The organism is Pseudomonas sp. stari2 (assembly GCF_040760005.1).
Taxonomy (GTDB): domain Bacteria; phylum Pseudomonadota; class Gammaproteobacteria; order Pseudomonadales; family Pseudomonadaceae; genus Aquipseudomonas.
Map to the genome: position 1 here is coordinate 2,883,672 of NZ_CP099760.1, position 24,445 is coordinate 2,908,116.

General features: G+C 63.5%; 6 protein-coding genes. All 6 read left to right on the forward strand.

Annotated elements, in window-relative coordinates:
- Positions 1-449 precede the first annotated feature (449 nt).
- The 6 genes from NH234_RS13065 to NH234_RS13090 are packed head-to-tail and all read left to right on the forward strand — an operon-like array spanning position 450 to position 24,418.
- Entirely contained in the window at positions 450-9,458 is a 9,009-nt protein-coding gene (locus NH234_RS13065) for an amino acid adenylation domain-containing protein (RefSeq protein WP_367256866.1), read from the forward strand.
- Positions 9,455-13,567, forward strand: coding sequence for an amino acid adenylation domain-containing protein (locus NH234_RS13070; protein WP_367256868.1), 4,113 nt, complete (start codon positions 9,455-9,457; stop codon positions 13,565-13,567). Before NH234_RS13065 ends, NH234_RS13070 begins: the two co-directional genes overlap by 4 nt.
- On the forward strand, positions 13,564-22,659 hold the full coding sequence (locus NH234_RS13075; RefSeq protein ID WP_367256870.1) for an amino acid adenylation domain-containing protein: 9,096 nt from the start codon (positions 13,564-13,566) through the stop codon (positions 22,657-22,659). Before NH234_RS13070 ends, NH234_RS13075 begins: the two co-directional genes overlap by 4 nt.
- Before the next feature lie 14 nt (positions 22,660-22,673).
- Positions 22,674-23,330, forward strand: coding sequence for a hypothetical protein (locus NH234_RS13080; RefSeq protein ID WP_367256871.1), 657 nt, complete (start codon positions 22,674-22,676; stop codon positions 23,328-23,330).
- Positions 23,327-23,533, forward strand: coding sequence for an MbtH family NRPS accessory protein (locus NH234_RS13085; RefSeq protein ID WP_085733946.1), 207 nt, complete (start codon positions 23,327-23,329; stop codon positions 23,531-23,533). The genes NH234_RS13080 and NH234_RS13085 overlap by 4 nt, the downstream gene beginning before the upstream one ends.
- Positions 23,534-23,548: 15 nt before the next feature.
- Positions 23,549-24,418, forward strand: a complete 870-nt coding sequence (locus NH234_RS13090; protein WP_085733947.1) for a TauD/TfdA family dioxygenase — start codon at positions 23,549-23,551, stop codon at positions 24,416-24,418.
- Positions 24,419-24,445: the final 27 nt, after the last annotated feature.

Genomic DNA, 24,445 nt, shown 5'->3' on the forward strand with positions numbered 1-24,445 from the left:
TATCCGGCGGCGCTTCGGGTCACAAACCCGGCGCCAGAAGATTGCCGTGTGTCTACAGACCCGGCAGTCGCAGCCGATCGGGACCACCCTGGCGCTGTCACCCACCGCGCAGGTTGTTCCTCGTCGTTGACCCTCAAATGGAAGTCGAGGTTTCAATTGATCACGCGGTTTGCAATCGACGATGCAATGAGCAGGGCGACGGACGTCGTCAACGATTCAGTCATCTCCCCAGCTGCCTGCGCGGACCGCGCCGCGGTGTTCTTCGCCAGCCTTTCTCCCCCCGGCTTCCTGTGTGTGCCCGCGTGCGACGCGAGTCTGCATGCGCGTGCCGCGCCATCTTCCTGAATTCGAATGACCGAACCGGTACTTGCTGCCGGGGCCTGACTGGCGGGGCGTGTGCTGTCTCTGCCTGATCACAAAAATAATGCAGTCATGGACGGTAGCCTCCGATGCTCGACAACACTTCCTTGCGTGGGACGAATCCCGCGCAGCCCGACGTTTCATCCTCGATTCCGTTCGACACCGATCTGTGCGTGCACGGTCTGTTCGAAGCGCAGGTGCTGCGCAACCCCGAGGCCATTGCCGTCCGTTGGCAAGCAGAGGCGCTCAGCTACCGCAATCTCAATATCCGCGCCAACCGCCTGGCCCATCACCTGTGCAGCCTCGGCGTCGGGCCGGACGTGCGGGTGGGGATTTGTCTTGAGCGTTCGCTGGAGATGCTGGTGGGTGTGCTCGCGGTGCTCAAGGCCGGGGGTGCCTATGTGCCGCTGGACCCGGCGTATCCGCAGGCGCGGCTGGCGCACATGCTGGCCGACAGCGCACCGCCGGTGGTGCTGACCCACGGTCAGGCGCGGCATGTTTTGTTGGCTGCGCTCGAGCAATCGGCCATGGCGCCGACGGTGCTCGATCTGGGCGATTCCACCCATTGGGCTTCACAGTCACCCGAGAATCCTGATCCCCACGTGACAGGCCTGACACCTCGACACCTGGCCTACGTGATCTACACCTCCGGCTCGACCGGCACCCCGAAAGGCGTGATGGTCGAGCATCGCGGGTTGATCGCCGTAAGCGCCGCCTGGGCGCAACTCTATGCGCTGGGCGAGCCGCTCAATCACCTGCAAATGGCCGGGTTTTCCTTCGACGTGTTCAGCGCCGACCTGATTCGTGCGCTGGGTTTTGGCGGCACGCTCGTGCTGTGCCCCCGCGACACCTTGATGGACCCGCCGGCCCTGTATCGCTTGATGCGCGAAGCGCAGATCGGTTTTGCCGACTTCGTCCCGGCGCTGCTCAATCCCTTGCTGGCCTGGGCCGAAGATACCGGCCACGACTTGTCGTTCCTGCGCACCGTGGTCTGCGGCTCGGACATCTGGACTGCCCACAGCGCACGGCAATTGCGCAGGCTTTGCGGTGAGCGAGTGCAGATCGTCCAGGCCTATGGCGTGACCGAAGCGAGCATCGACAGCACCTGTTTCGAGTTCACCGAAAGCAGTCAGGTCGACACTGTGCTGCCCATCGGCCGGGCACTGCCCAATACCCGGATTTACCTGCTCGACGAACAAGGCGAGCCCGTTGCCGAGGGGGGCGCGGGCGAGTTGTACATCGGTGGCGTCGGCGTGGCGCGGGGTTATCTGAACCTGCCGCAACTCACTGCCGAGCGCTTCATCGACAACCCGTTCGTGGCGGGCGAACGCTTGTATCGAACCGGAGATCTGGCGCGTTACCGAGCTGACGGCCAACTGGAATTCCTCGGCCGCAACGATTCCCAGGCCAAGTTGCGCGGGCTGCGTCTGGAACTGGGGGAAATCGAAACCCGGCTGGCGGACATTGCAGGCGTGCGTGAAAGCGTGGTGTTGCTGCGTCAGGACGGTCTCGGTGAACCTCGACTGGTCGCGTACTACTGCGAAAAACCGGGCACAACGCTGAGTCCGCGTTTCCTGCGTGAACAGCTGCAAACCAGCCTGCCGGATTACATGGTGCCGACTGCATTCGTGCGTCTCGACGCGTTGCCGTTGACCGCCAACGGCAAGGTTGATCGGCCCGGTTTGCCGGCGCCGGACGTCGAGGCGTTCGATCAGCAGGAATACCAGGCGCCGCAGGGAACGCTGGAAACCACGCTCGCCGCGATCTGGGCCGAAGTGCTCGGCGTCGAGCGAGTGGGGCGTGAGGATCAGTTCTTTGCTCTCGGCGGTCACTCGTTGCTGGTGATGCGGGTGTTGGCGCAGGTTCGCCATACGCTGGGGCTGGAAGTTGCGCCTTCGACGCTGTTTGCCGCACCCGTTCTGAAACTGTTCGCCGAACGGCTGCAAGCCAGTCAGGTGGCGGCTCGTCCGGCGATTACGGCCCTTGAACGCTCGGGCGCGCAAACGTTGTCGTCTGCCCAGCAGCGCCTCTGGTTTCTGGCACAAATGGAGGGTGGCAACGCGGCGTATCACATGCCGCTGAACCTGCGCTTGCGGGGTTCGCTGGATGTGCCGGCGCTCGAACGCAGCTTCAATCAACTGGTGGCGCGCCATGCTGCGCTGCGCACCACTTTCATTGCCGTTGAAGGGGAAGGGCGGCAGCAGGTTTCACCGCCCGCGCACAGCCTTCGACTGACCGTCACCGATCTGCAAGGGCCCGATGCTCAAGAGCGTCTCACCCGATTGATCGACGAGGAGGGCGCCCGGCCGTTCGACCTGAGCCGTGGCCCGCTGATGCGCGTATGCCTGGTGCGCTTGGCGCCGGACGACCATGTGCTGATGCTGACCCAGCACCACATCATCTCCGACGGCTGGTCGATGGGCGTGCTCACCCGGGAACTGGGGCAACTGTACGAAGCGGCGTTGCAGGATCGCGACGATCCGCTGCCGCCGTTGCCCGTGCAGTATGTGGATTACGCCGTGTGGCAGAAACAATGGCTGACCGGCGACGTGCTGGAGCAGCAAAGCCGTTACTGGCGCGAAACCCTGACGGGCGCGCCGGTGCTGCTGGAGTTGCCGACCGATCACAAGCGTCCACCCGTGCAGGACTACCTCGGCGGCTTTGTCCCGCTGTTCTTCGACGAAGCCTTGACCACGCGCCTGAAAGCCCTAGGCATGCAACAAGGCACCACACTGTTCATGACCTTGCTGGCCGGTTTTTCGCTGCTGTTGTCGCGCCTGTCGGGGCAGGACGATGTGGTGATCGGCGTGCCATCGGCCAACCGTCCGCAGCAGGAACTGGAAGGGCTGATCGGCTTCTTCGTCAACACCCTGGCCCTGCGCATGACCCGATCGGGTACGCCGTCAGTAGCGCAATGGCTGCAACAGGCGCGCAGAGTCGCACTGGGGGCTCAGGAGCATCAAGACCTGCCGTTCGAGCAAGTGGTGGAGTTGCTCAATCCGCCGCGCAGTCTGGCCCACAGTCCGCTGTTCCAGGTGCTGTTTGCGTGGGAGCAGGATCAGGACTCCGATTTGCTGCTGACCGGGCTGGACGTCACGCCGGTCGAGAGCAGTCATCACGTGGCCAAGTTCGATCTGCAATTGGCACTCCATGAACGTGACGGGCAGATTGTCGGTGGTCTGGAATACGCCTCTGGCCTGTTCGAACGCGGCACCGTCGAGCAGTTTGGCGAGTACCTGCGCCGGGTGCTGACGCAGATGGTCGAGGACAGCGAGCAATCACTAACCGCGATCAAGTTGCAGAGCGCCGAACAACATCAGCAGATCGTCCATGAGTGGAACCGCACCGCGCGGGATACGTCGTCACTGCCCGGTTGCGTGGCGCGTTTCGAAAGCCTCGCCCGGCAAACGCCCGACGCCGTGGCGCTGCTCGCCGACCGTGAGCAACTGAGTTACGGCGAACTGAATCGCGCCGCCAACCGTCTCGCGCATTACCTGACCGAACAGGGCGTCGGCCCCGAACATCGCGTCGGCCTGTGCCTGGAGCGCTCGCCGCAAATGGTCATCGGCCTGCTGGCGATCCTCAAGGCCGGTGCGGCGTACGTGCCATTCGATCCGGCTTATCCGAGTGAACGTCTGGCGTTCATGTTCAGCGATGCCGCGCCGACCATGCTGCTGACGCAATCGAGCCTGATGGCCGGGCTGCCGGTGAACGAGGCGCAGATTTGCTGCCTGGACACTGATGCATCGCAATGGGCACAGCACCCGACGGATGATCCGCAAGTCAATGTGAGCCCGGAAAACCTCGGCTACGTGCTCTACACCTCCGGCTCCACCGGCCGCCCGAAAGGCGTCGCCCACAACCGCCGCGCGCTGGACAACCTGATCAACTGGCAACTCGATCAAGTGACGACACCGCAGCGCGTGCTGCAATTCGCCTCGCTGAACTTCGACGTTTCGTTCCAGGAAATCTGCAGCACGCTCTGCCAGGGCGGCAGCCTGCTGCTGATGACCGAGGACAGCCGCAAGGACTTGGCAGCACTGCGCCCGACGCTGGTGGCCGAAGGCGTGCAGCGGGCGTTCCTGCCATTCGCCGTGTTGCAGCAACTCGCTGGCCTGACCGAGGCAGATGCACCGATTCCGGCCGGTGGTTGCGAAATCATCACTGCCGGTGAAGCCCTGCAAATCAATGACGAGCTGCGCGGTTTTGTCCGTGGGCTCGGCGGCGCGCAGTTGCATAACCAATACGGGCCGACCGAAACCCATGTGGTCAGCCAGTTCAGCCTCGACTGCAACGAGGCCGAGTCCTGGCCGGACGCGCCGCCCATTGGCCGTCCTATCGCCAACGCGCGGCTGTACGTGCTGGACGAACATTTGAATCCGGTGCCGGTCGGTGTGGCGGGCGAGTTGTACATTGCTGGCGCCTGTCTGGCCCGGGGTTACCTGAACCGCCCGGACCTGACCGCCGAACGCTTCCTGCCGGACCCGTTCAGCGACGAGCCGGGCGCGCGGATGTACCGCAGCGGTGACCTTGCGAAATTCCAGGCCGACGGCAACGTGCAGTACCTGGGGCGCATCGACCAACAGGTGAAATTGCGCGGCTTCCGCATCGAGCTCGGTGAGATCGACAGTCTGTTGCATCAGCAACCCGGCGTGCAGGAAGCCGCCGTGCTGCTGCGTGAAGACGTGGCCGGGGACAAGCGTCTGGTGGCCTATGTGGTCGGCACCGCGCCCAGCGAGTTCCTCCGTGCCGAACTGCAACGCCAGTTGCCCGAACACATGATCCCGAGTGCCTGGGTCCGGCTTTCGCAATTACCGCTGACCCGCAATGGCAAGCTCGACCGACAGGCGCTGCCGGCACCGGAGCGCAGCGCCGGGGCGACCTACGAGGCGCCGCGCAACGACACCGAACGGCAAATGGCCGAGATCTGGGCCGAAGTGCTCAAGTGCGAGCGGGTGGGCATACACGACAACTTCTTCGACCTCGGCGGCCACTCGCTGCTGGCGACGCGGATGATCTACGCGATCAACCAGCGGATGGGCGCGCAACTGTCCCTGAGCAGTCTGTTCCAAACGCCCGTATTGATGGATCTGGCGGCGCAGGTCTCGCGTGATGATCAGAGCATCGAACCGGCGTTCATCCAGATCGAGCCGGATCGCGCTAATCGACATGAACCGTTCTCCCTGACCGATATCCAGCAAGCGTACTGGTTCGGCCGCGAGGCCACGGTCAGCCTCGGTGGTGTCAGCGCTCACGGCTACGAAGAGCTGCGCATTCCAGAGTTCGACGCCGAACGTTTCGAGCTAGCGCTGAACCGCATGATCCAGCGCCACGACATGCTGCGCGTGATCTTCCTCAGCGACGGCACGCAACAGGTGCTGGCTCAGGTGCCGACCTACCACATGCCCCGCAGCGATCTGCGCGGATTGCCCGCCGAAGAGGTGCAGCGCACGCTGGAGGCAACCCGCGAACGCCAGTCCCATCAGGTGCTGGACGCCAGTCGCTGGCCGCTGTTCGAGTTCAGCCTGTCGTTGCTCGATGACGGCATCACCCATTTGCACATCAGCCTCGATGCGCTGATCGTCGACGCGGCGAGCACGCAGATTCTCGCCCGCGAACTCATGGCGTTCTACGTCGATCCGGCGCTGGAACTGGCGGAACCGGGCCTGACTTTCCGCGACTACGTATTGGCCGAACAGCAACTGCGCAACGGTCGCCGCTACGAGCAGGCGCTGGGCTACTGGCGCGAACGGGTGACCACTCTGGCCCCGGCGCCGGACTTGCCGCTGGTGCGCCAACCCGAGAGCATTGCCAACCCGCACTTCACCCGCCGTGACCGCGACATGTCGGCGGCGCAGTGGGCACAACTCAAAGCCGTGGCCAAGCAATTTGCGGTGACGCCGTCGGTGATGCTCCTGACCGCCTTCAGCGAAGTGCTGGCGCTGTGGAGCCGCACGCCGCGATTCACCCTGAGCCTGCCGCTGTTCAATCGCATGCCGTTGCACCCGGATGTCGATGAAATCATCGGCGACTTCACCTCGCTGGTGCTGCTGGAAGTCGGCATCGACGGGGCGCTGAGCTTCACCGACAAGGCCCGCGCCGTGCAGGCGCAGCTGTGGCGCGACATCGATCATTCGGTGGTCAGCGGTGTGCGGGTGCTGCGCGAATTGTCCCAGGCCCGGGGCGTGCAGCAGACGGCGATGCCGATCGTGTTCAACAGCACGCTGTCGGAAGCGGCGCCGGAACTGGCCGAATTCAACCTGGCCGACGCGTTGAACGCCAAGCACATGCACAGCATCACCCAGACCCCGCAGGTGTGGCTCGACCACACCTTGCTGGAGCTGGAAGGACGGCTGTTGTTCAACTGGGACAGCATCGACGAACTGTTCCCGCAAGGCATGATCGAGCAGATGTTCGTCGCCTATAACACGCTGCTCGACAGCCTGTGCGAGCCGGCAGCCTGGGGCGCCAACACGCCACAACTGCTGCCGCAGGCGCGGTTGCCGGCACCGGTCGACAATCAGCAAACGCTGCCATTGATGCACGAACTGTTCGAACGTCAGGCACTCGCCACGCCGGACGCACTGGCAGTAATCGGCACGCGGCAGCTGACATACGCCCAGTTGCGCTTTGAGGCCCGACAACTCGGCGCCCGCCTGCAAGCGCAGGGTGTGCTGCCAAACCGGTTGGTCGCGGTGGTGATGGAGCGCGGCTGGGAGCAGGTGGTGGCGACCCTGGCGATTCTGTATGCCGGCGGCGCTTACCTGCCCATCGAACCGACCCAACCAGCGGAACGATTGCGGCATATTCTGGAGCGGGCCGAGGCGAGCCTGGCCCTGACCCAACCGGCGCTGCTCGACAAAATCGAATGGCCGGCGCAGGTCACGCCCATTGCCGTGACCGATGCAGTCTCAAACGATGCATTGCCACTGCAACCGGTGCAGGTGAAAGAAAGCGACCTCGCTTACGTGATCTACACCTCCGGCTCCACCGGTCAGCCGAAAGGCGTGGTGATCGACCATCGCGGTGCGGTCAACACGCTGCTCGACATCAACCGGCGCTTTGCCGTCGGCCCGAACGACCGCGTATTGGCGATTTCCTCGCTGAGTTTCGATCTGTCGGTCTATGACTTCTTCGGCACGCTGGCGGTAGGCGCGGCGGTGGTCATCCTTGATCCGCAACTGACTCTTGATCCGGCGCATTGGCTCGAATTGATCAAGCGTCATCAGGTCAGCCTGTGGAACTCGGTGCCGGCGCTGCTCGGCATGCTGGTCGAGTATGTGGAGGGCGAGGGCGGCGCACTGCCTGCCAACCTGCGGGTGGCGATGTTGTCGGGCGACTGGATTCCGTTGACCCTGCCCGAGCGGGCCTGGGCGTTGCAGCCGGATTTGCAGTTGATCAGTCTCGGCGGCGCCACCGAAGCGTCGATCTGGTCGATCTATTATCCGGTGCAGCACGTCGATCCGACCTGGCGCAGTATTCCCTACGGCAAGGCCCTCGACCATCAGCGTTTCTACGTGCTGGATGAAGCGCTGCAAGTGCGACCGACCTGGGTTGCGGGTCAGCTGTACATCGGCGGCATCGGTCTGGCCAAGGGTTACTGGCGTGACGAGAAACTCAGCGCGGGCAGTTTCTTCAATCATCCACTGACCGGCGAACGGCTGTATCGCACCGGCGACCTGGGGCGCTTGCTACCGGACGGCAACATCGAATTCCTTGGTCGCGAAGACAATCAGGTCAAGGTGCAGGGTTATCGCATCGAGCTGGACGAGATCGAAGCCGCGCTCAATCGCCATCCTGGCGTGCAGAGCGCGGTGGTGCGGATTCTAGGCAGCACACTGGGCGAGAAGCGTCTGGCGGGTTATGTGCTCAAGGCCGATCCGGCGTTGCAGGCCAGTGACCTCACCGACTACCTGACGGACAAGCTGCCGGCGTACATGATTCCGACGTCGTTCACCTTCGTCGACGCCTGGCCGTTGTCCTCCAACGGCAAGGTCGACAAGAAGCGCCTGCCGGAACCGGAGCAAATCGAGGAACAAGGGCCGGCGCTGGAAGTCGAGGGCCCGCAGGAACAGCGGCTGGTGGAAATCGTGCAGGGCGTGCTCAAGCGCGAATCCATTGCCGCCAACGCCAATCTGCTGAACCTCGGCGCAACGTCAATCGATATCGTCAGGATCAGCAACGCTCTGTCCGGCGCCTTGCAGTTCCGCCCGCACGTGGCGCAACTGTTGGCCCAGCCGACGTTGCTGCACCTGCTGGGCATGTACCGCCAGAACCGGTCGCGTCAGGAGTTGCTCGGCAACGTCCAGCAGGCGCCGGAGACCCCGCAGGACATCATCGAAGATCCGCAGCAACGGGCGCAGTTCAAGGCTGAGCAACGCGGTCGCCGTGTCTTCGCTCAAGCCTTGCCGGAGGTGGCACTGGACTTGCCGCATAACCCGGCGTTCGCCCGGCGTTTGAGTGATTACCGCTCGGTGCGCCAGTTCGGCGAGCAGCCGATTGCCACTCAAGCCTTCGCGCATGTATTGGCGGCACTGGCCCAGGGGCAACTCGACGGCGAGGTGAAATACCAGTTCCCTTCGGCGGGCGGGTTGTACCCGATTCAGGCGTACCTCTACGTCAAACCGGATCGCGTGCTCGGCGTGCCCGGTGGCGCGTATTACTACGATCCCCGCCGGCATCGTTTGCTGGCGCTCCAGAGCGGACTGCTCGACCCGGACACCTACGACTATTTCGTCAATCGCCCGGTGTACGAGAACGCCGCGTTCTCGCTGTTCTTTATCGCCGACATAGCCGCGATCCGCCCGCTGTATGGCGAGCGCAGCCGCGACTTCTGCCACATCGAAAGCGGTGCCATGGCGCAGCTGTTGAGCATGACCGCCGTCGAGCACGGCCTGGGTCTGTGCGGGATCGGTTCGGTCGAGGAACAGCAACTTACGGCGTTGTTCGACCTCGGGCCAAACCACGAGTTGATCTACTCGATGATCGGCGGCCTGCGCACGGCCGATGAACAACATCGTGCGCCGGTCGAGGCGTTTGCCATCGAGCCCGTGACCGCCAGCCTGGACGACGAAGACATGGAGGAGTTCGAAGTATGAATGCCGATCAATTGCTGGCGTTGTTCGCTCGCCATGGCGTGGCTCTCGAAGTGGACGGTGACAGGCTGCGCTGCAAGGCGCCGCGCGGGTTTCTCACCGAAGAACTGACAGCGGCGCTCAAGCTCCACAAGCAGGAACTGATTGCCTTGCTCGGTGGCCAGGATGACGCAGTGATTCCCCGGCGTGCCGACGGGAAAACGGACTGGCCGTTGTCATTCTCGCAACGGCAGCTGTGGTTTCTCGATCAACTGGAGCCCGGCAACCCGTTCTACAACGTACCCACGGCGGTAACGCTAAAAGGGCAGTTGAACGTCGCGCAGTTGGAGCGGGCACTGAACGAACTGGTTGCCCGCCACGAAGTCCTGCGAACGACGTTTTGCAGCGTCGAGGGTGAGCCGCGTCAGGTTGTGCACCCGTCGATGCCGCTATCGTTGTCGGTGACGGATCTGCGCCAGCTGTCTGCCGATGAGCGCGAGCAACCAGTGCGATTCGCCGTTGAACAGGACGCCCGGGCACCGTTCGATCTGGCCACCGGGCCGTTGTTGCGCGCGTCTTTGTTGCGTGTGGCGGACGATGAATACCTGTGGCTGTACAGCGTGCATCACATCATCGCCGACGGTTGGTCGATGGGCGTGATCCTGCATGAAGTCGCCACGCTGTACGGCGATTATCGGCGTGGTGAGGCCTCGAGCCTGGCGCCGTTGCCAGTGCAATACGCCGACTACGCCTGCTGGCAGCAACAGCGCGTCGGTGGTGCGGCACTGGACGCTCAGCTCGATTACTGGCGCCGCAACCTGGACGACGCGCCGCTCTTGTCGACCCTGCCCGCCGACCGGCCGCGCCCGTTGGTGCAGCGTTATGTCGGCGCCACATTCAGTTCCTCCGTTGCTGGCGGCACATTGCGCGAACTCACGGCGCTGGCCCGGCAGACCCAGGGCACGCTGTTCAACGTGCTGCTGGGCGCCTTGGCAGTGTTGTTGTGGCGCCACAGCGGCCAGCAGGATCTGTGCATCGGCACGCCATTCGCCAACCGCAACCGCGCGGAAGTCGAGCCGCTGATCGGCCACTTCGTCAACACGCTGGTGCTGCGTCAGCGCCTGAATCCGCAGCAGACCTTCGCCGAATTGCTGCGCGACGTGCGTGGCCAGATGCTCGACGTTCACGCCCACCAGGACGTGCCGTTCGACCGCGTGGTAGAGGCCGTCAATCCGCAGCGCGATCCCGGTCATTCGCCGCTGTTCCAGGTGATGCTGGTGTTGCAGAACACCCCCGGCAGCGGCGTGCAGATGCCTGATCTGGAATTGAGGCCGTACGGCACCAGCAGCGCCACGGCCAAGTTCGATCTGGCGTTCGAGTGGGTCGAGCGGGAAGGGCGGCTGGACTTGCTGGTGGAATACAACACCGATCTCTATGACGTCGCGACCATCGAACGCCTGAGCGGGCACTATCGTCACTTGCTCGAACAGATCGCCGCTGATGCCAAGCAACCGATCAATGCCTTGCCGTTGATGAACGAGGCGGAGCGTCAGCGGGTGCTGGTCGACTTCAACCGCACAATGCCGCTGACGCAACCGGCGCAATGCGTGCATCAACTTGTTGAAGCGCAGACCGCGAGCAATCCTCAGGCCTGCGCGGTGGTCTTTGAAGGCGAGTCACTGAGCTACGCCGAGTTGAATGCCCGGGCCAACCGACTGGCGCGGCATTTGCGCACGTTGGACGTCGGCCCGGATGTGCGCGTGGCGGTGTGCATCGAGCGTTCGCTGGAGTTGCCGGTGGCGCTGCTGGCGGTGCTCAAGGCCGGTGGCGCCTATGTGCCGCTGGATCCGGATTATCCACTGGGACGCCTGAGCCATATGCTCGGCGACAGCACGCCGGCGGTGCTGCTGACTCTCGGCTCGGCGCACGGGATTTTGCGTCAGGCTGTGCAAGGTTCGACCTGGGAAGCGCCGATTCTCGACCTCGAAAAAGATGCCGCGAGCTGGGCGTCGTTGCCCGCCGACAATCTCGACCCACGCAATGTCGGCGTCACCCCTGACCATCTCGCCTATGTGATCTACACCTCGGGCACCACCGGATTGCCCAAGGGCGCGATGGTCGCCCATCGTGGCTTAAGCAACATGCTGCTGTGGTGTTTGCAGGTGTGCGGCGAAGCGGGAGCGATGCTGCACAAGATCCCGTTCGGTTTCGATGCCTCGGCGTGGGAGACGTTCTGGCCTTTGGCAACCGGCGGACGGCTGGTGATCGCGCGGCCCGGCGGGCATTACGAACCGGCGTATCTGGCCCGCGAAGTGCGCGAGCAGAAGGTCACGGCGCTGGTGTTCGTGCCGGCGATGTTGCAGCTGTTTCTGGAAGTCGAAGAGGTCAGTCTGTGTACGTCGCTGACCGATGTATTCAGCGGCGGCGGTGAACTGCCGCCAGCACTGGCCCGGCGTTTTCAGGAGCGTCTGCCCCATGCGCGGCTGCACAACGTCTACGGCCCGACCGAAACCACGGTGATCAACAGCATCTGGACCCTTGAACCCGGAGCCGAAGTACCGGCCCGGCAACTGCCGATCGGCCGGCCGATTTCCAACAACCGTTTTTACGTACTCGATGACCGCGACGAGCCGGTGCCGGTGGGTGTCACCGGGCAATTGCACATCGGTGGCGTCGGCGTGGCCCGAGGGTATCTGGGGCTGGCGCAGCTCAGTGCCGAGCGCTTTATCGACAATCCGTTCGTGGCAGGCGATCGCCTCTATCGCAGCGGCGATCTGGCGCGATATCGACCGGATGGCCAACTGGAGTTTCTCGGACGCAACGACTTCCAGGTCAAGTTGCGCGGTGTGCGTCTGGAGCTGGGCGAGATCGAAGCTCGGCTCGAAGCGTTTCCCGGCATCCGCAGCGCCGTGGTGTTGATGGTCGGCGACGCGGCGCAGGACCAGCGTCTGGTGGCGTGTTGCGTGGTTACCCAGCCGATGGATGAAGCGGCGGTTCAGGCCTATCTGGCGACGACGCTGCCTCGTGCGGTGGTCCCCGGCAGTTATCTGTGGCTCGACGCCTTGCCGCTGACCGCCAATGGCAAGGTCGATCGGACTGCCCTGACAGCGTTGGCGGACGAGGAAATGGTCAATCGTCAGGTCAACCTGAGCAGCCCGCGCGATCACATCGAACTGACGCTGTACCAGATCTGGAAACGCCTGCTGCTGGTGCCGCAGATCGGCATTCGCGACAACTTCTTCAACGTCGGCGGCACCTCCATCGCCGCGATCAAGATGGCCCATGAAATCAGCCAGGTGTTCGCGGTTGAAATGCCGGTGCGCGTGGTGCTCAGCTACCCGACCATCGAAGCGCTGGGCGGCTGGCTGCGGGTCGGGGCGAACCCCGCAGTGGCGCAGGGCAATCTGATCGAGTTCCGTCGTGGCGCGGGGCAGAGCAATGTGGTGTGTATTCACCCGGCGGGCGGCACGGCGTTCTGTTACCTGTCGCTGGCCAAGGTGTTGCCGGACGAGGCTGGCGTTTACGGGGTGCAATCGCCGGGGCTGAATCCGGGAGAAGACACCGAACCGACGGTTGAAGCGATGGCCGAGGCTTACTTGCGCCTGATCGAACCGCTGACGACACAACCGCTGATTCTCACCGGGCTGTCGTTCGGTGGCCTGGTGGCTTATGAAATGGCTCGGTTGCTGACGGCGGCGGGGCATCGTCAGGTGACGGTGGTGTTGCTCGATACTCAGGGCAGTGACGATCCGGGTTTCCGCGAGCAGATCGGCACCGTGGACATGGCCGAGTTCCGCGACAAACTGGTGCGCTTCAACGGCATGTACCCCGGCATCGAAGATGCGCAAGTCGAGCGCTATTTCCACATCTACAACCACAACCGTCTGGCCATGGCGGCCTATGAGTGTGCGCCGCAAGCCCAGCGTGTGGTGCTGATTCAGGCCCGGGAAGATTTCCCCCGTCATCAGTTGCATGAACTGCGCGGTTTCTGGCGACGCCGCGCGGGTAGCGGCTATCTGGCGAAACTGGTCAGCGGCGGGCACTGGGACATGCTCGAAAGCGCGGAAATCCATCGGGTCTCGCAGATCATCCGGCAGGAGCTGGAACGCTTCTCCGCGCAGGAGGCGAAATGATGAGCGCATCCAATGACCTGACGTTGCTCGCGCGCCTTGCCGAGCAAGTGCAGCGCAACCCGCAAGCTCCGGCTGTCATCGACGGCTCGGTCACCCTGACTTACGCCGAACTGGCCAGCGCCAGCGAGCGCATTGCCCGAGGGTTGCTGGCACGTGGCGTCGAGCCCGGCCAGTCGCTGGCGTTGTGCATGCCGCGTTGCTGGCAATGGCTGGCGGCGATTCTCGGTGCATTGAAGATCGGCGCCGTGGTTGTGCCGCTGGACCGTGCGAGTCCGCTCAAACGTCGGGAATTGATGCTGGCGGATGCGGCGTGTGTGGGGCTGATTACCCTGGACGAAGAACCTCAGTGGTCGCCTTCATTGTGGCAGTCCAGCGTCGAGGCGTTGCTCGATCAGCCGGACACTCCGCCGCAAGCGCTGGCCGCAGAGTTCGCCGAGGTGATGTTCCTGTTCTACACCTCGGGCACCACCGGCACGCCGAAGGCGGTTGAGGTCGGCGAGCGCGGCTTGTTGCGTTTGGCGCACACCGACGGCTATATCGAGATTCGTCCTGCAGACCGCTTCGCCTGCCTGTCCAACCCGGCATTCGATGCGTGCAGTTTCGAGCTGTGGGCGCCGCTGCTCAACGGCGGCTGCTGTGTGATGATCGCCGACGAGGACGTGCTGGATGCGCGCCGACTGGCCGAGGTGCTGGAGCGGACGCAGGTCGACAACCTGTTCATGACGGTGTCGTTGTTCAATACCTTGATTGCCGAGTGGCCGTCGTGCTTTGCCAGCGCACGTCAGGTGTTGATCGGTGGCGAGCAGATCAGCGCCGCTGCAGTCCGGGCATGGTATCGGGCCAATCCAGAGAGCCAGTGCCGGATTCATAACGTCTACGGCCCCACCGAATGCACCACGTTTGCGCTGTGCTGGCCGATCAGCCGCGACTTTACCGGTGACCTGGCGCCCATTGGCCGAGCGCTGCCGGATACCGGCGTGCAGGTGCTGGATGAACAGCAACGGCCGGTGCCGGTGGGAGAGGTGGGCGAGCTGTATCTGAGTGGCAGCGGCGTCGCCCGAGGCTATCGCAACCGGCCCGAAGAAACGGCTCGCCAGTTCGTCCGTTTACCCGACCTCGACGGGGGGGCGCAGGTGCATTACCGCACCGGCGATCTGGTGCGGTGCAATGCCGAAGGCTTGATCGAGTACCTGGGACGGGTCGACCGTCAGGTGAAGATTCGTGGTTTCCGCATCGAGCCGGGGGAGGTGGAGCAACGGATCCTGGAGCATCCGGGCGTGGCGCAGGTGTTTGTCTGCACCCGGCGTCTGGCGGCGGAAGATCATCAGCTGCTGGCGTTCATCGTGCCGCGCGGGGATCAGGACTATCACGCCTTCGAAGCCCATCTGCGGGCGCAACTGGCGCCATACATGCGACCGCATCAACTGTTCCTGCTGGAGCGCCTGCCGCTGACGGCCAATGGCAAGATCGATCGCGACAGCTTGCTGGGGCAGCCGCTGAATCCGTGGCATCCAGCTTCCGTGGCCATGGAAAACGACAACGCTTCACCGACGCTGGACTGGTTGCTGAGTCAGGCCCGTTCGCTGCTCGGCCAACCCGCTCTGAGTGCGCAGGACGACTGGCTGGGCAGTGGCGGCGATTCGCTCAAGGCCATGCGCCTGCGTTCGGCGATTCGTAACCGTTGGCAGCGCGAGATCCCACTCGACATGTTGCTAAACGAGTCTTTCGCCTCATTGGCCGGACAACTGCTGGGTGAGCGTGGCGATTCGATCTATCCACCTGCGCCCGGGATCAGTCGCGCTGCACGTTTGCCGGCGACCGCTGAACAGCGCCGCCTTTGGTTGTTGCAGCAACGTTCGCCGACCTCGACCGCTTACAGCGTGCCGCTGATTCTGCATCTGGCGGCAGGTGTCGAGGTCGCGGCACTGGGCGAGGCCGTGAACCGTCTGGTGAAGCGCCATCCTGGTTTGCGCACGGCATTCGCATCGGGGGCCGAGGGTCTTGATCAGTTAATCGCCGAGCAAGGTTCGGTCTGTAGCACTTTTGCCGTCGGGCATTTCGCCGAAGACAACTGGCGGGCCTTTGCAGAATTGGTGTTTGGCACACCGTTCGACCTGTCCACGCCGAACCTTTTTCAGGCGTGGCTGTTGCCGTTCGCCGATGGCAGCTGTCGGCTGTTGCTGAACCTGCATCACATCATCGTCGATGGCTGGTCGGTGAACCTGCTGTTCGATGACCTGAAACAGCTCTATGCCGACATCGTGCAAGGTCGCGAAAGCCCTGAATCGGCAGCCCATTTGACGACGCTGGAGTTTGGTCAGTGGCAGCGGCAGTGGAGCGTCGATCCGCATTACCGTGACCAGCGGCGAGCCCTGGCCGAGTTGCACCGTCATCGGGAAGACCCATCGCCCGCGTTGATGCTGATGCGCCCGGTCAGCCCGGATGCTAGGTTGCACCGCGAACCTCTGGGCGCGTTGCGCAGTGCAGCCCTTGAACGGTTCTGCACGCAGCAGCGGCTGACCCGTTTCGAAGTGCTGTTCAGTGTCTTCGCCTGGAGTCTTTACGCCCTGACCGGATGCGAGCGGGCCCGGATCGCCAGCCCGGTGGCCAACCGGCCTCTGGCGGAGTTCGAGGACAGCGTCGGCATGTTCGCCAACACCGTGCTGATTCCCGCCGCCGTAAACCACGCAGCGACCCTGAGCGAACAGCTGCATCAACAGACCGCCACCGTGCGCGAGGTGCTGGCGTTACAGGACGTGGCGCTGGCGGATCTGGTGGAAGATCTGCGGCTGTCCTCGAGTACCGCGCTGTTCGATTTCATGTTCGTGCTGGAAAACACCGATTACGCCGCGCTGGCCGACTCGAACCTGCACGCGACCCTTGAGTTCAACGAACACCTGCACGCCAAGTGTCCGCTGACCTTGTTGATGGTGGGCAGCGGCTCGCAGCTGGAGTGCTGGTGGGAATATCAGTGCAGCTATTTCGATGCCGGACAGATGAGCACGGTGAATGCGTTGTTCCGCCGTGGTCTGGATCTGTTGCTGGAAAGCCCGGCGGCGACGCTCGACAGTCTGCTGGGGCCTTATCGACACGGTCTGGCCCCGGCCAGTGAAGGGCCGAAGGGCGAGCTGCCGTTCAACACCCTTGCGGACTGGTTCGAGCATCAGGTGCATTGCACGCCGGATGCGGTTGCGTTGGTGCAAGGCCTGCGTCGTTTCAGCTATGCCGAGTTGAATGCGCTGGCCGATTCCCTGGCGGCAAGATTGATTACGCGTCATCCATTACCGGAGGGAAAAGCGCCGCCGCATGTCGTGCTGTTCCTCGATGCCTCGGTCGAGCACATCGTCGCGCTGCTGGCCCTGGCCAAACTCAATCTGACCGCCGTGCCGCTGGATCCCGCTTATCCGGTGGCGATCCAGCGTCAGGTGCTGGAACAGGCGCAACCGCATTGTGTGCTGTTCAGCGACACGACGGCGGCCGCACTCGATGCTCTCAATAACGGACGATTCGCCGTTCACCGGGTCGATCTGCACGTCGGTGCTGAAGCGTTCGAGCGTCCACGCCACGCCGGCGAGCGACCGCTGTACACGCTGTTCACCTCCGGCTCGACCGGCACGCCCAAAGGTGTGCAAGTGTCGGAACGCACCCTGTGCAACCTGCTGCAATGGCAGCGCACGGAAGGGCAGTTGCCGGCAAAAGCGGTAACCCTGCAGTTCTCCATGCTGTCGTTCGATGTGTCGTTTCAGGAGATTTTCAGCACCCTGTGCGGGGGCGGCTGTTATCACCTGATCACGCCGCGCTGGCGTCAGGATGCCGAGGCGTTGCTGGATTACATGGTCGAGGCGCGGATCGAACGGTTGTTTCTGCCGTACGTGGCGCTGCAGCATCTGGCGCAAACCGCTGTGGCCCGAGGGATTTACCCGTCGGCATTGCGCGAAGTGATCACCGCCGGAGAGCAACTGCTCTGCACGGACGCGCTGCGCAACTGGTTCGGCGGCATGCGGCAGGCTTCGTTGTTCAATCACTACGGTCCGACCGAAACCCATGTGGTCAGCGCTTTGCGTCTGCCTCCGCAATCCTGTGACTGGCCGTTGCGTGCACCGATCGGTCACGCCGTCGGCAATGCCCGGTTGCTGTTGGTCGATGAGCATGATCGCCCGGTGCCAATTGGCAGTCGCGGCTATCTGTTGGTGGCCGGGCCGATGGTTGCCCGATGCTATCTGGCTGATGCTGATCTGAATGCCAAGCGGTTTGTAGAGCTGCCAGAGGGCCGCTTGTTCTATCGCACCGGCGATCTGGCGTGGGCCGATGCCCAAGGCTGCCTGCATTATCTGGGACGTGACGACCAGCAGATCAAACTCAGTGGCCATCGTCTGGAGCTGGGGCAGATCGAGGCGGCGCTGATGCAGGTGCCGGAAGTGGTCAACGCGGTGGTGGCGGTTCAGGCCGATCCGCCACGCCTGATCGCCTGGCTGCAACTCGACGGTGAGCCTGCGACGTCGCAGCAATTGGATCGTCAGGTCGCGCAACGACTGCCGGCCCATGTGCGGATCGATGAATATCGGCGGATCGAGGTCTGGCCACGGACCCCCAGCGGCAAGATCGATCGCAAGGCCTTGCCGAATGTGGGCGAGGCGCTGGAGCGTCGCAGTACGCCACAACCGGTTGTGCAATTGACCGCGCTGGAGCGGCAACTGAGCGAACTGTTCCAGACAGTCATTGGCCGTGACATCGAACCGGAACAGTCCTTCTTCGAGGCCGGCGCCACCAGCCTCGGGCTGATGCGTTTGCATGGCCGTTACGCCGAAGAGCTGCCGCACAAGGTGACGATGGCCGACCTGTTCGAGCACGTCACGGTACGGCGTCTGGCGGGGCATCTGTCGACGGCTTCGGTGGCCGCAGTGGAGCGCGTCCGGCAAACCGATGCAGGTCACCAGCCGATGGCAATCATCGGCATGTCGGTCAATGTGGCCGGGGCGCAGAACCTGTCCGAGTTCTGGGCGATGGTGCAGGGTAACGAGCTGGGCATCGAACGCTTTGCCGCCGAAGAAGGTCTGGTCGGCGCCCGCAGCCAACTGGCCGGCATGCTCGATTTCGATCCCGAGTACTTCGGCATCAGCCGCCAGGAAGCGCGCCTGATGGATCCGCAACAGCGGCACCTGCTGATGGGTTGTGTGCAGGCCCTGCAACACGCGGGCATCGTCCCGTCGGCGGATGGTCCGCGTATCGGCCTGATCGCCAGTTGCGGCGAAACCACGTACTTCCAGCAGATGCTGCGCGAGACCGCTGAAGGCGACCTGCCGGACGGCTTCCAGATGGCGTTGCATCACGACAAGGACTTTCTGGCGACCAAAGCCGCGTATCACCTGGACCTCAACGGCCCGGCGCTGAGTGTGCAGGCGGCTTGCGGCAGCTCGCTGATCGCCGTGCACATGGCCAGTTCAATGCTGCGCCAGGGCGACAGTGACGTGATGCTGGCCGCCGGCGTGCTGATCGACCCGACCTTGACCGATGGTTATCGTCATCGCTCGCAGCACATCTTTTCCGCCGATGGTCTGTGCCGTCCATTCAGCGACGACGCCAGCGGCACCATCGGCGCCAGCGGTTATGGCGTGGTGGTGCTCAAGCCATTGGCCAGGGCGCGGGCGGATGGCGACCGGATCTACGCGTTGCTCGAAGGCTCGGCGTTGAACAACGATGGCCGGGCCAAGATGAGCTACACCGCGCCGTCGGTGGCCGGGCAGAGCGCGGTCATCAGCGATGCCTTGAACCGTGCAGGATTGACCGGCGCTGACATCGGCTACATCGAAGCACACGGCACGGGGACATTGCTGGGCGATCCCATCGAGGTCGCGGCATTGACCAAGGCCTTCGGCGAAGCGCCGGCCGGCAGCTGTGCGCTGGCCTCGGTGAAAAGCCAGATCGGTCATCTGGGTGCGGCAGCGGGGGTGGTCGGGCTGATTCGCGCCAGTCTGGCGGTGTTCCATGGCGTGCTGCCGCCGAACCTCGGGTTTGGCCGGATCAATCCGCAGATCGATCTGGAGCATTCGCCGTTCTACGTGCCCACCACGTCCCGACCATGGCCGCAAGGGCGCCGGCGCCTGGCGGGTGTCAGCAGTTTCGGGATCGGAGGCACCAACGCTCATGTGATTGTCGGCGCCGCACCCAAGGCGCAGGACTTGACCGAGGAAACGCTGCCTCTGCTGTTGATCTCGGCCCACAGTCGATCCGAATTGCTGCGCGATATCGCGGTGATCCGCGAACACCTGCAAACGCATCCGGAACAGCAGACCACATTGCTGCGGCACTTGCAGTCAGGTCGCCGCCAACTGCGCTGGCGCTTTGCGATGGTTTGCCAGCCGGGTGATGAAATTCCTTTGCAGCCAACGACAATCAAGGAAATCACCACGTCGGGGGCACAACTGATCGCCCGTGATCATTCAGCGCAGGCATTGCTGGAGGCTTGGTACGAAGGCGCCCATATCCAGTGGCCACAGCGCTCGGCACCGCCGCCCTGGGATTTGCCGCCAGCGTCGTTCGATCTTCAGACCTATCGGTTTCAACCCGCCGGCGAAGTCGTTGCCCCCGTTTCGCCTGGAATCGAGCGGCAACCGCTGGCGCAGTGGTTCCATCAGCGGCAGTGGGTGCGTGTCCAGCGCCTGAGCGCGAAGGCATCGCATGCCAATCGAGAAACGGTGATTCTTTGCAGCCATGAAGCGCCCAACTCGACATTGCTGGAGCACCTGCGGGCTGTTTATCGACGCGTAGTTCAAGTGCGCGCCGGCAATGGCTTCAAACAACTGGGCGCGAATCGTTTCGAGCTTGATCCGCTGGATTCCGAAGCATTGGGCCGTTTGCTCACCGAGGTCTTAGAGCCTGAACCCGGCGAACTCGACTGGCTGCACACCTTGCCGCTGGCGGTGTCAGGCGCGGTCAACGAGCAATCGCTGGATCTGGCGCAGTGGGCCTGTCTGGACACGGTCAGTGCGCTGTTGCAGGCCTGGGGGCAAACCGTGCGCACGACACGACTGTGGCTGTGGCTGATGTCGTGGCAGGCGTGCCCGGTGGACGGTGAAGTCCGGCGTCCCGAGCTGGGGGCGCTGGCCGGAATCAGCGAAGTGGTGCCTCAGGAATATCCGGTGCGTTGCCACTGGCTGGACTGGCCGTCGCCGCACCTTGATACCCAGGCCGCAGAGCTGACGGCGCTGCTTGGCGATCCGGCCGCGTTGCCTCGGCGGATGGCAGTGCGCGACGGTTACCTGTGGCAGCCACGATTGATCGCTCAGCCATTGCCGAACCCGATTACGGCTTCCAGCCTGTTGCCGGACGACGGCACATTTCTGGTGCTGGGCGGTACTGGCGGTATCGGCCGTACCCTGTGCGAACACCTGCTGCAAGCGCCTGGGCGGCGTGTAGTGTCGCTCTCCCGTCAAGGTGAACTGCCTGAAGACCTCGCGGCTTACGCCTCGCGAATCGACTGCCTTCAGGCGGACATCGCGGATCTGTCGCGTTGGCCGCAGGTTCTCGATCACCTGGCCCGGCGTTACGGTCAATTGGCCGGGGTGATTCACGCGGCGGGTGTCGGCGCGGGCAGTCTGATTCGCCTCCGCGATGCCCGTCAGATGGCCGAGGCGATGGCCACCAAGACCCGTGGCATGTTGGCGGTCGAAAGCCTGATCGAACAGCTTTCGCCGGGGTTTGTCCTGTACTGCTCGTCGATGTCGGCACTGTTCGGCGGCGCGGGGCATCTGGATTATTCGGCAGCCAGCGGCGTGCTCGACGGCTTCGCGCATTACCGTCCGGATACGTCCAATACTTGCCTGCGCTTGGGGATCAACTGGGACATCTGGCGTGACATCGGCATGGCCACGACCAGCAACGGCGGGGACGCTGCGCATCAAGAGCATCTCACGGTCGGCTTGTCGGCCGAAGAGGGTTGTCGGGTGTTTGAGCTGGCGATGACGGCGCAGTTGCCGCAATTGCTGGTTTCCACCACCGGCATCGACATCGCGCGACGCTTCTATCCGGTTCGCCATGGCGCTATTGCTGTACCGGTCGCAGTGCCGAAGGGCGTGGATCTTTCCGTGCGCCTGCGTGAATGCCTGTGCAAATGGCTCGGCGTGAGCGAGCTGGAGGACGACGACTCGCTGTACGACCTGGGCGCGGATTCGCTGACTTTGCTGGATCTGATCGATGAACTGCAAGCGGCCACCGGCGAGGTATTTCAGTTGTCGCAGTTCAGCCACAAAGTCAGCCTGAACGAAGTGTTGGGGCTGGTGGCAGATTCCACGGCAGAGGCTTCAGATGACGCGCCGCACAGCTGGAACGACGCGGTGCGGATCGATCAATGGCATGCCGGCGCCAGTCGCGAATGGCTGTATTTGATCCATCCGGTGGGCGGCGATGTTCAGGCCTATCGGGAACTGGTCTCGGCGCTGCCAGCTGATCTGGGGGTGTGCGTGATTGCCGACCCTGCGTTGCGTGTACCGGCGCTACCGAACATCAGCATTGTCGAGCGGGCCCGGTTGTATCTGCAGGCAATCAAGTCCCACCTCCCGGACGGTTGCGCCTGGCGCCTGGCGGGTTGGTCGTTTGGTGCCTGGGTGGCGCAGGCGCTGTGTCAGCAAGCCCAGGCTGACGGATTCAGGCAACCGCTGCTGTACCTGATTGACCCGCCGGCTCCGGATGCCGGTGCGGAACTGGCCGGCATCGACGAGCGGACCATCGAGCAGGTGTTCCAGCGTGAGTTTGCCCAGCGCTGGCCTGACGTCGAAGGGCAGGGGATGTCCGAGGAACGTCAGGCTTATTTGCAACGGCTGACGGTGTGCTGCCGCAATAACATGGCCAGCATGGTCGACTTCCAGCCTCCAGCGCTGAGCAACACACGGGTGCAGATGTTCATCGCGGGGCACGCCAACCCTTATGGGTTGGGCAACGCCTGGAACATGAATGACCTGCAACGCAACTGGCAGGCCTTGCTGCCGCAGTTGCAGAGCTGGCAGCGACTGGACACCGACCACTACGGCATCGTCGCGGGTCGTTGGGCGCGGTTGCTGGCCGAGGTCGTTGGCACGGAGGGGCCGTCGAGATGAATGAGCCGATCTTTATGCCCCGGTGGTTGCCGACCTTGGCGCAGGTGCTGTGTGAAGAGCAGCCCGAAGTCTTGCTTCAAGGGATTTACAGGGTTGATGAACCACAGTCGCTTCGTCTGATTCATCGTTGGCAAGCCGATGTTGTCGTGCCGATGTTGTGCGAGGCATTGCCGAAACACCGGCCAGCGCTGCTCGCATTGCAAAGCCTGCATCAACGGGCGGCCCTCGGTTTGTCCGGGCGTCAGGGCGAGTGGCGGGCCACCCTCAAACCGGTGTTGCTGGCGCTGTATCGTCGGGCCTATGCCTACGACGCGGCGTACACCCAAGCCCATGCCAGTGCGATGACTTACGGCCTCGCGCCGAGCAACACCGCCATGATCGCCGAGCACTTCGGCGATGCCGAGGCGTACGCGGTGTATTACGCGCAACTCAATACCGAAGCCAGCGCCTCGGCGTTCGCTCAGGCCCATGCCACCGCCAATGTTGAAATCTCGTCCCGGGCCTTCGCGGCTGAAGACGCGGATGCGTATGCGCAGGTTTGCGCAGCGTCGGCGCGGGTCTACGTCTGGGCCTGTGCCCAGACCGACGAGCAACGGCGTGTGCTGTTCAACCATCTCGCAGAAGGGCTGGTCCGGCACCTGCAGTCCCATCCAACAGGAGAAACGACATGAATGACGCACAGCTGCAATTCGATGTGGTGATCAACGCTCAGGGTCAGTATTCCCTGTGGCCGGCGGGCAAGCCGATGGCCAGCGGCTGGAACGCGGCCGGGATGCGTGGCGAACGCCAGGTCTGTCTGGATTACATCAATGAGCACTGGATCGACATGCGCCCGCGTTCTCTGCGCGAGCAGTCATCGGTGTCGTTCCAATAAGAAAGGTGAGAGAGCATGGATCAGTTGGCACTCAAGGCAATCGAGCGCATCGCCGCAGAAAAACGTGCGCCGTATCAGCGCATCACGGTCGACCGGATCACGCCGATCATCGGTGCGGAAATCGGTGGCATCGATCTTTCGCAGCCGCTGGATGACGCTCAGCTCGCGGAAGTCCGCCGGGCCTTTCTGGAGAACCACGTGCTGGTGTTTCGCGATCAGCATCTGACGGTCGAGGAGCACAAGGCATTTGGTCGGCTGTTCGGCGAATTGCGGGCGTTGCCGGTGGAGGACATCGACGGCGATGACCCGGAACTGGTGGTGATTCGCGCCAATGCGCAATCGCGTTACGTGGCCGGAGAAACCTGGCACACCGACGGCACCGCCGACCTGGCGCCGTCCATGGGCTCGATGCTGTACGTCAAGGAAACCCCGGCCATCGGCACGGGCGGCGATACGCTGTTCGCCAACATGCACCTGGCGATTGAAATGCTCTCGCCGACGATGCAGCAGTTTCTCGGCGAATTGACCGCGATTCACGACGGTGCAATTCCGTGGAAAGGTTATGAGGCGCCGGCCAACCTGCCCAAGACCGAACACCCGGTGGTGGTTCGTCACCCGGAAACCGGGCGCAAGTCGTTGTTCGTCAATTCCGGATTCACGTCGCACATCGTGCAGTTGTCCGGGGGCGAAAGTCAGGTGCTGTTGAACATGCTGTTCGACCTGGTGGCCCGGGAGCCGTCCCTCAGTTGCCGTGTTCGCTGGGCGCCGAACACGCTGGTGTTCTGGGACAACCGCTGCACCCAGCACCACGCGATCTGGGACTATTTTCCGCATTCGCGATATGGCGAGCGGGTGACGATTCTCGGCACGCAGCCCAAGGCTTGAAAACATCGGAGGGAGCTATGCGCTCCC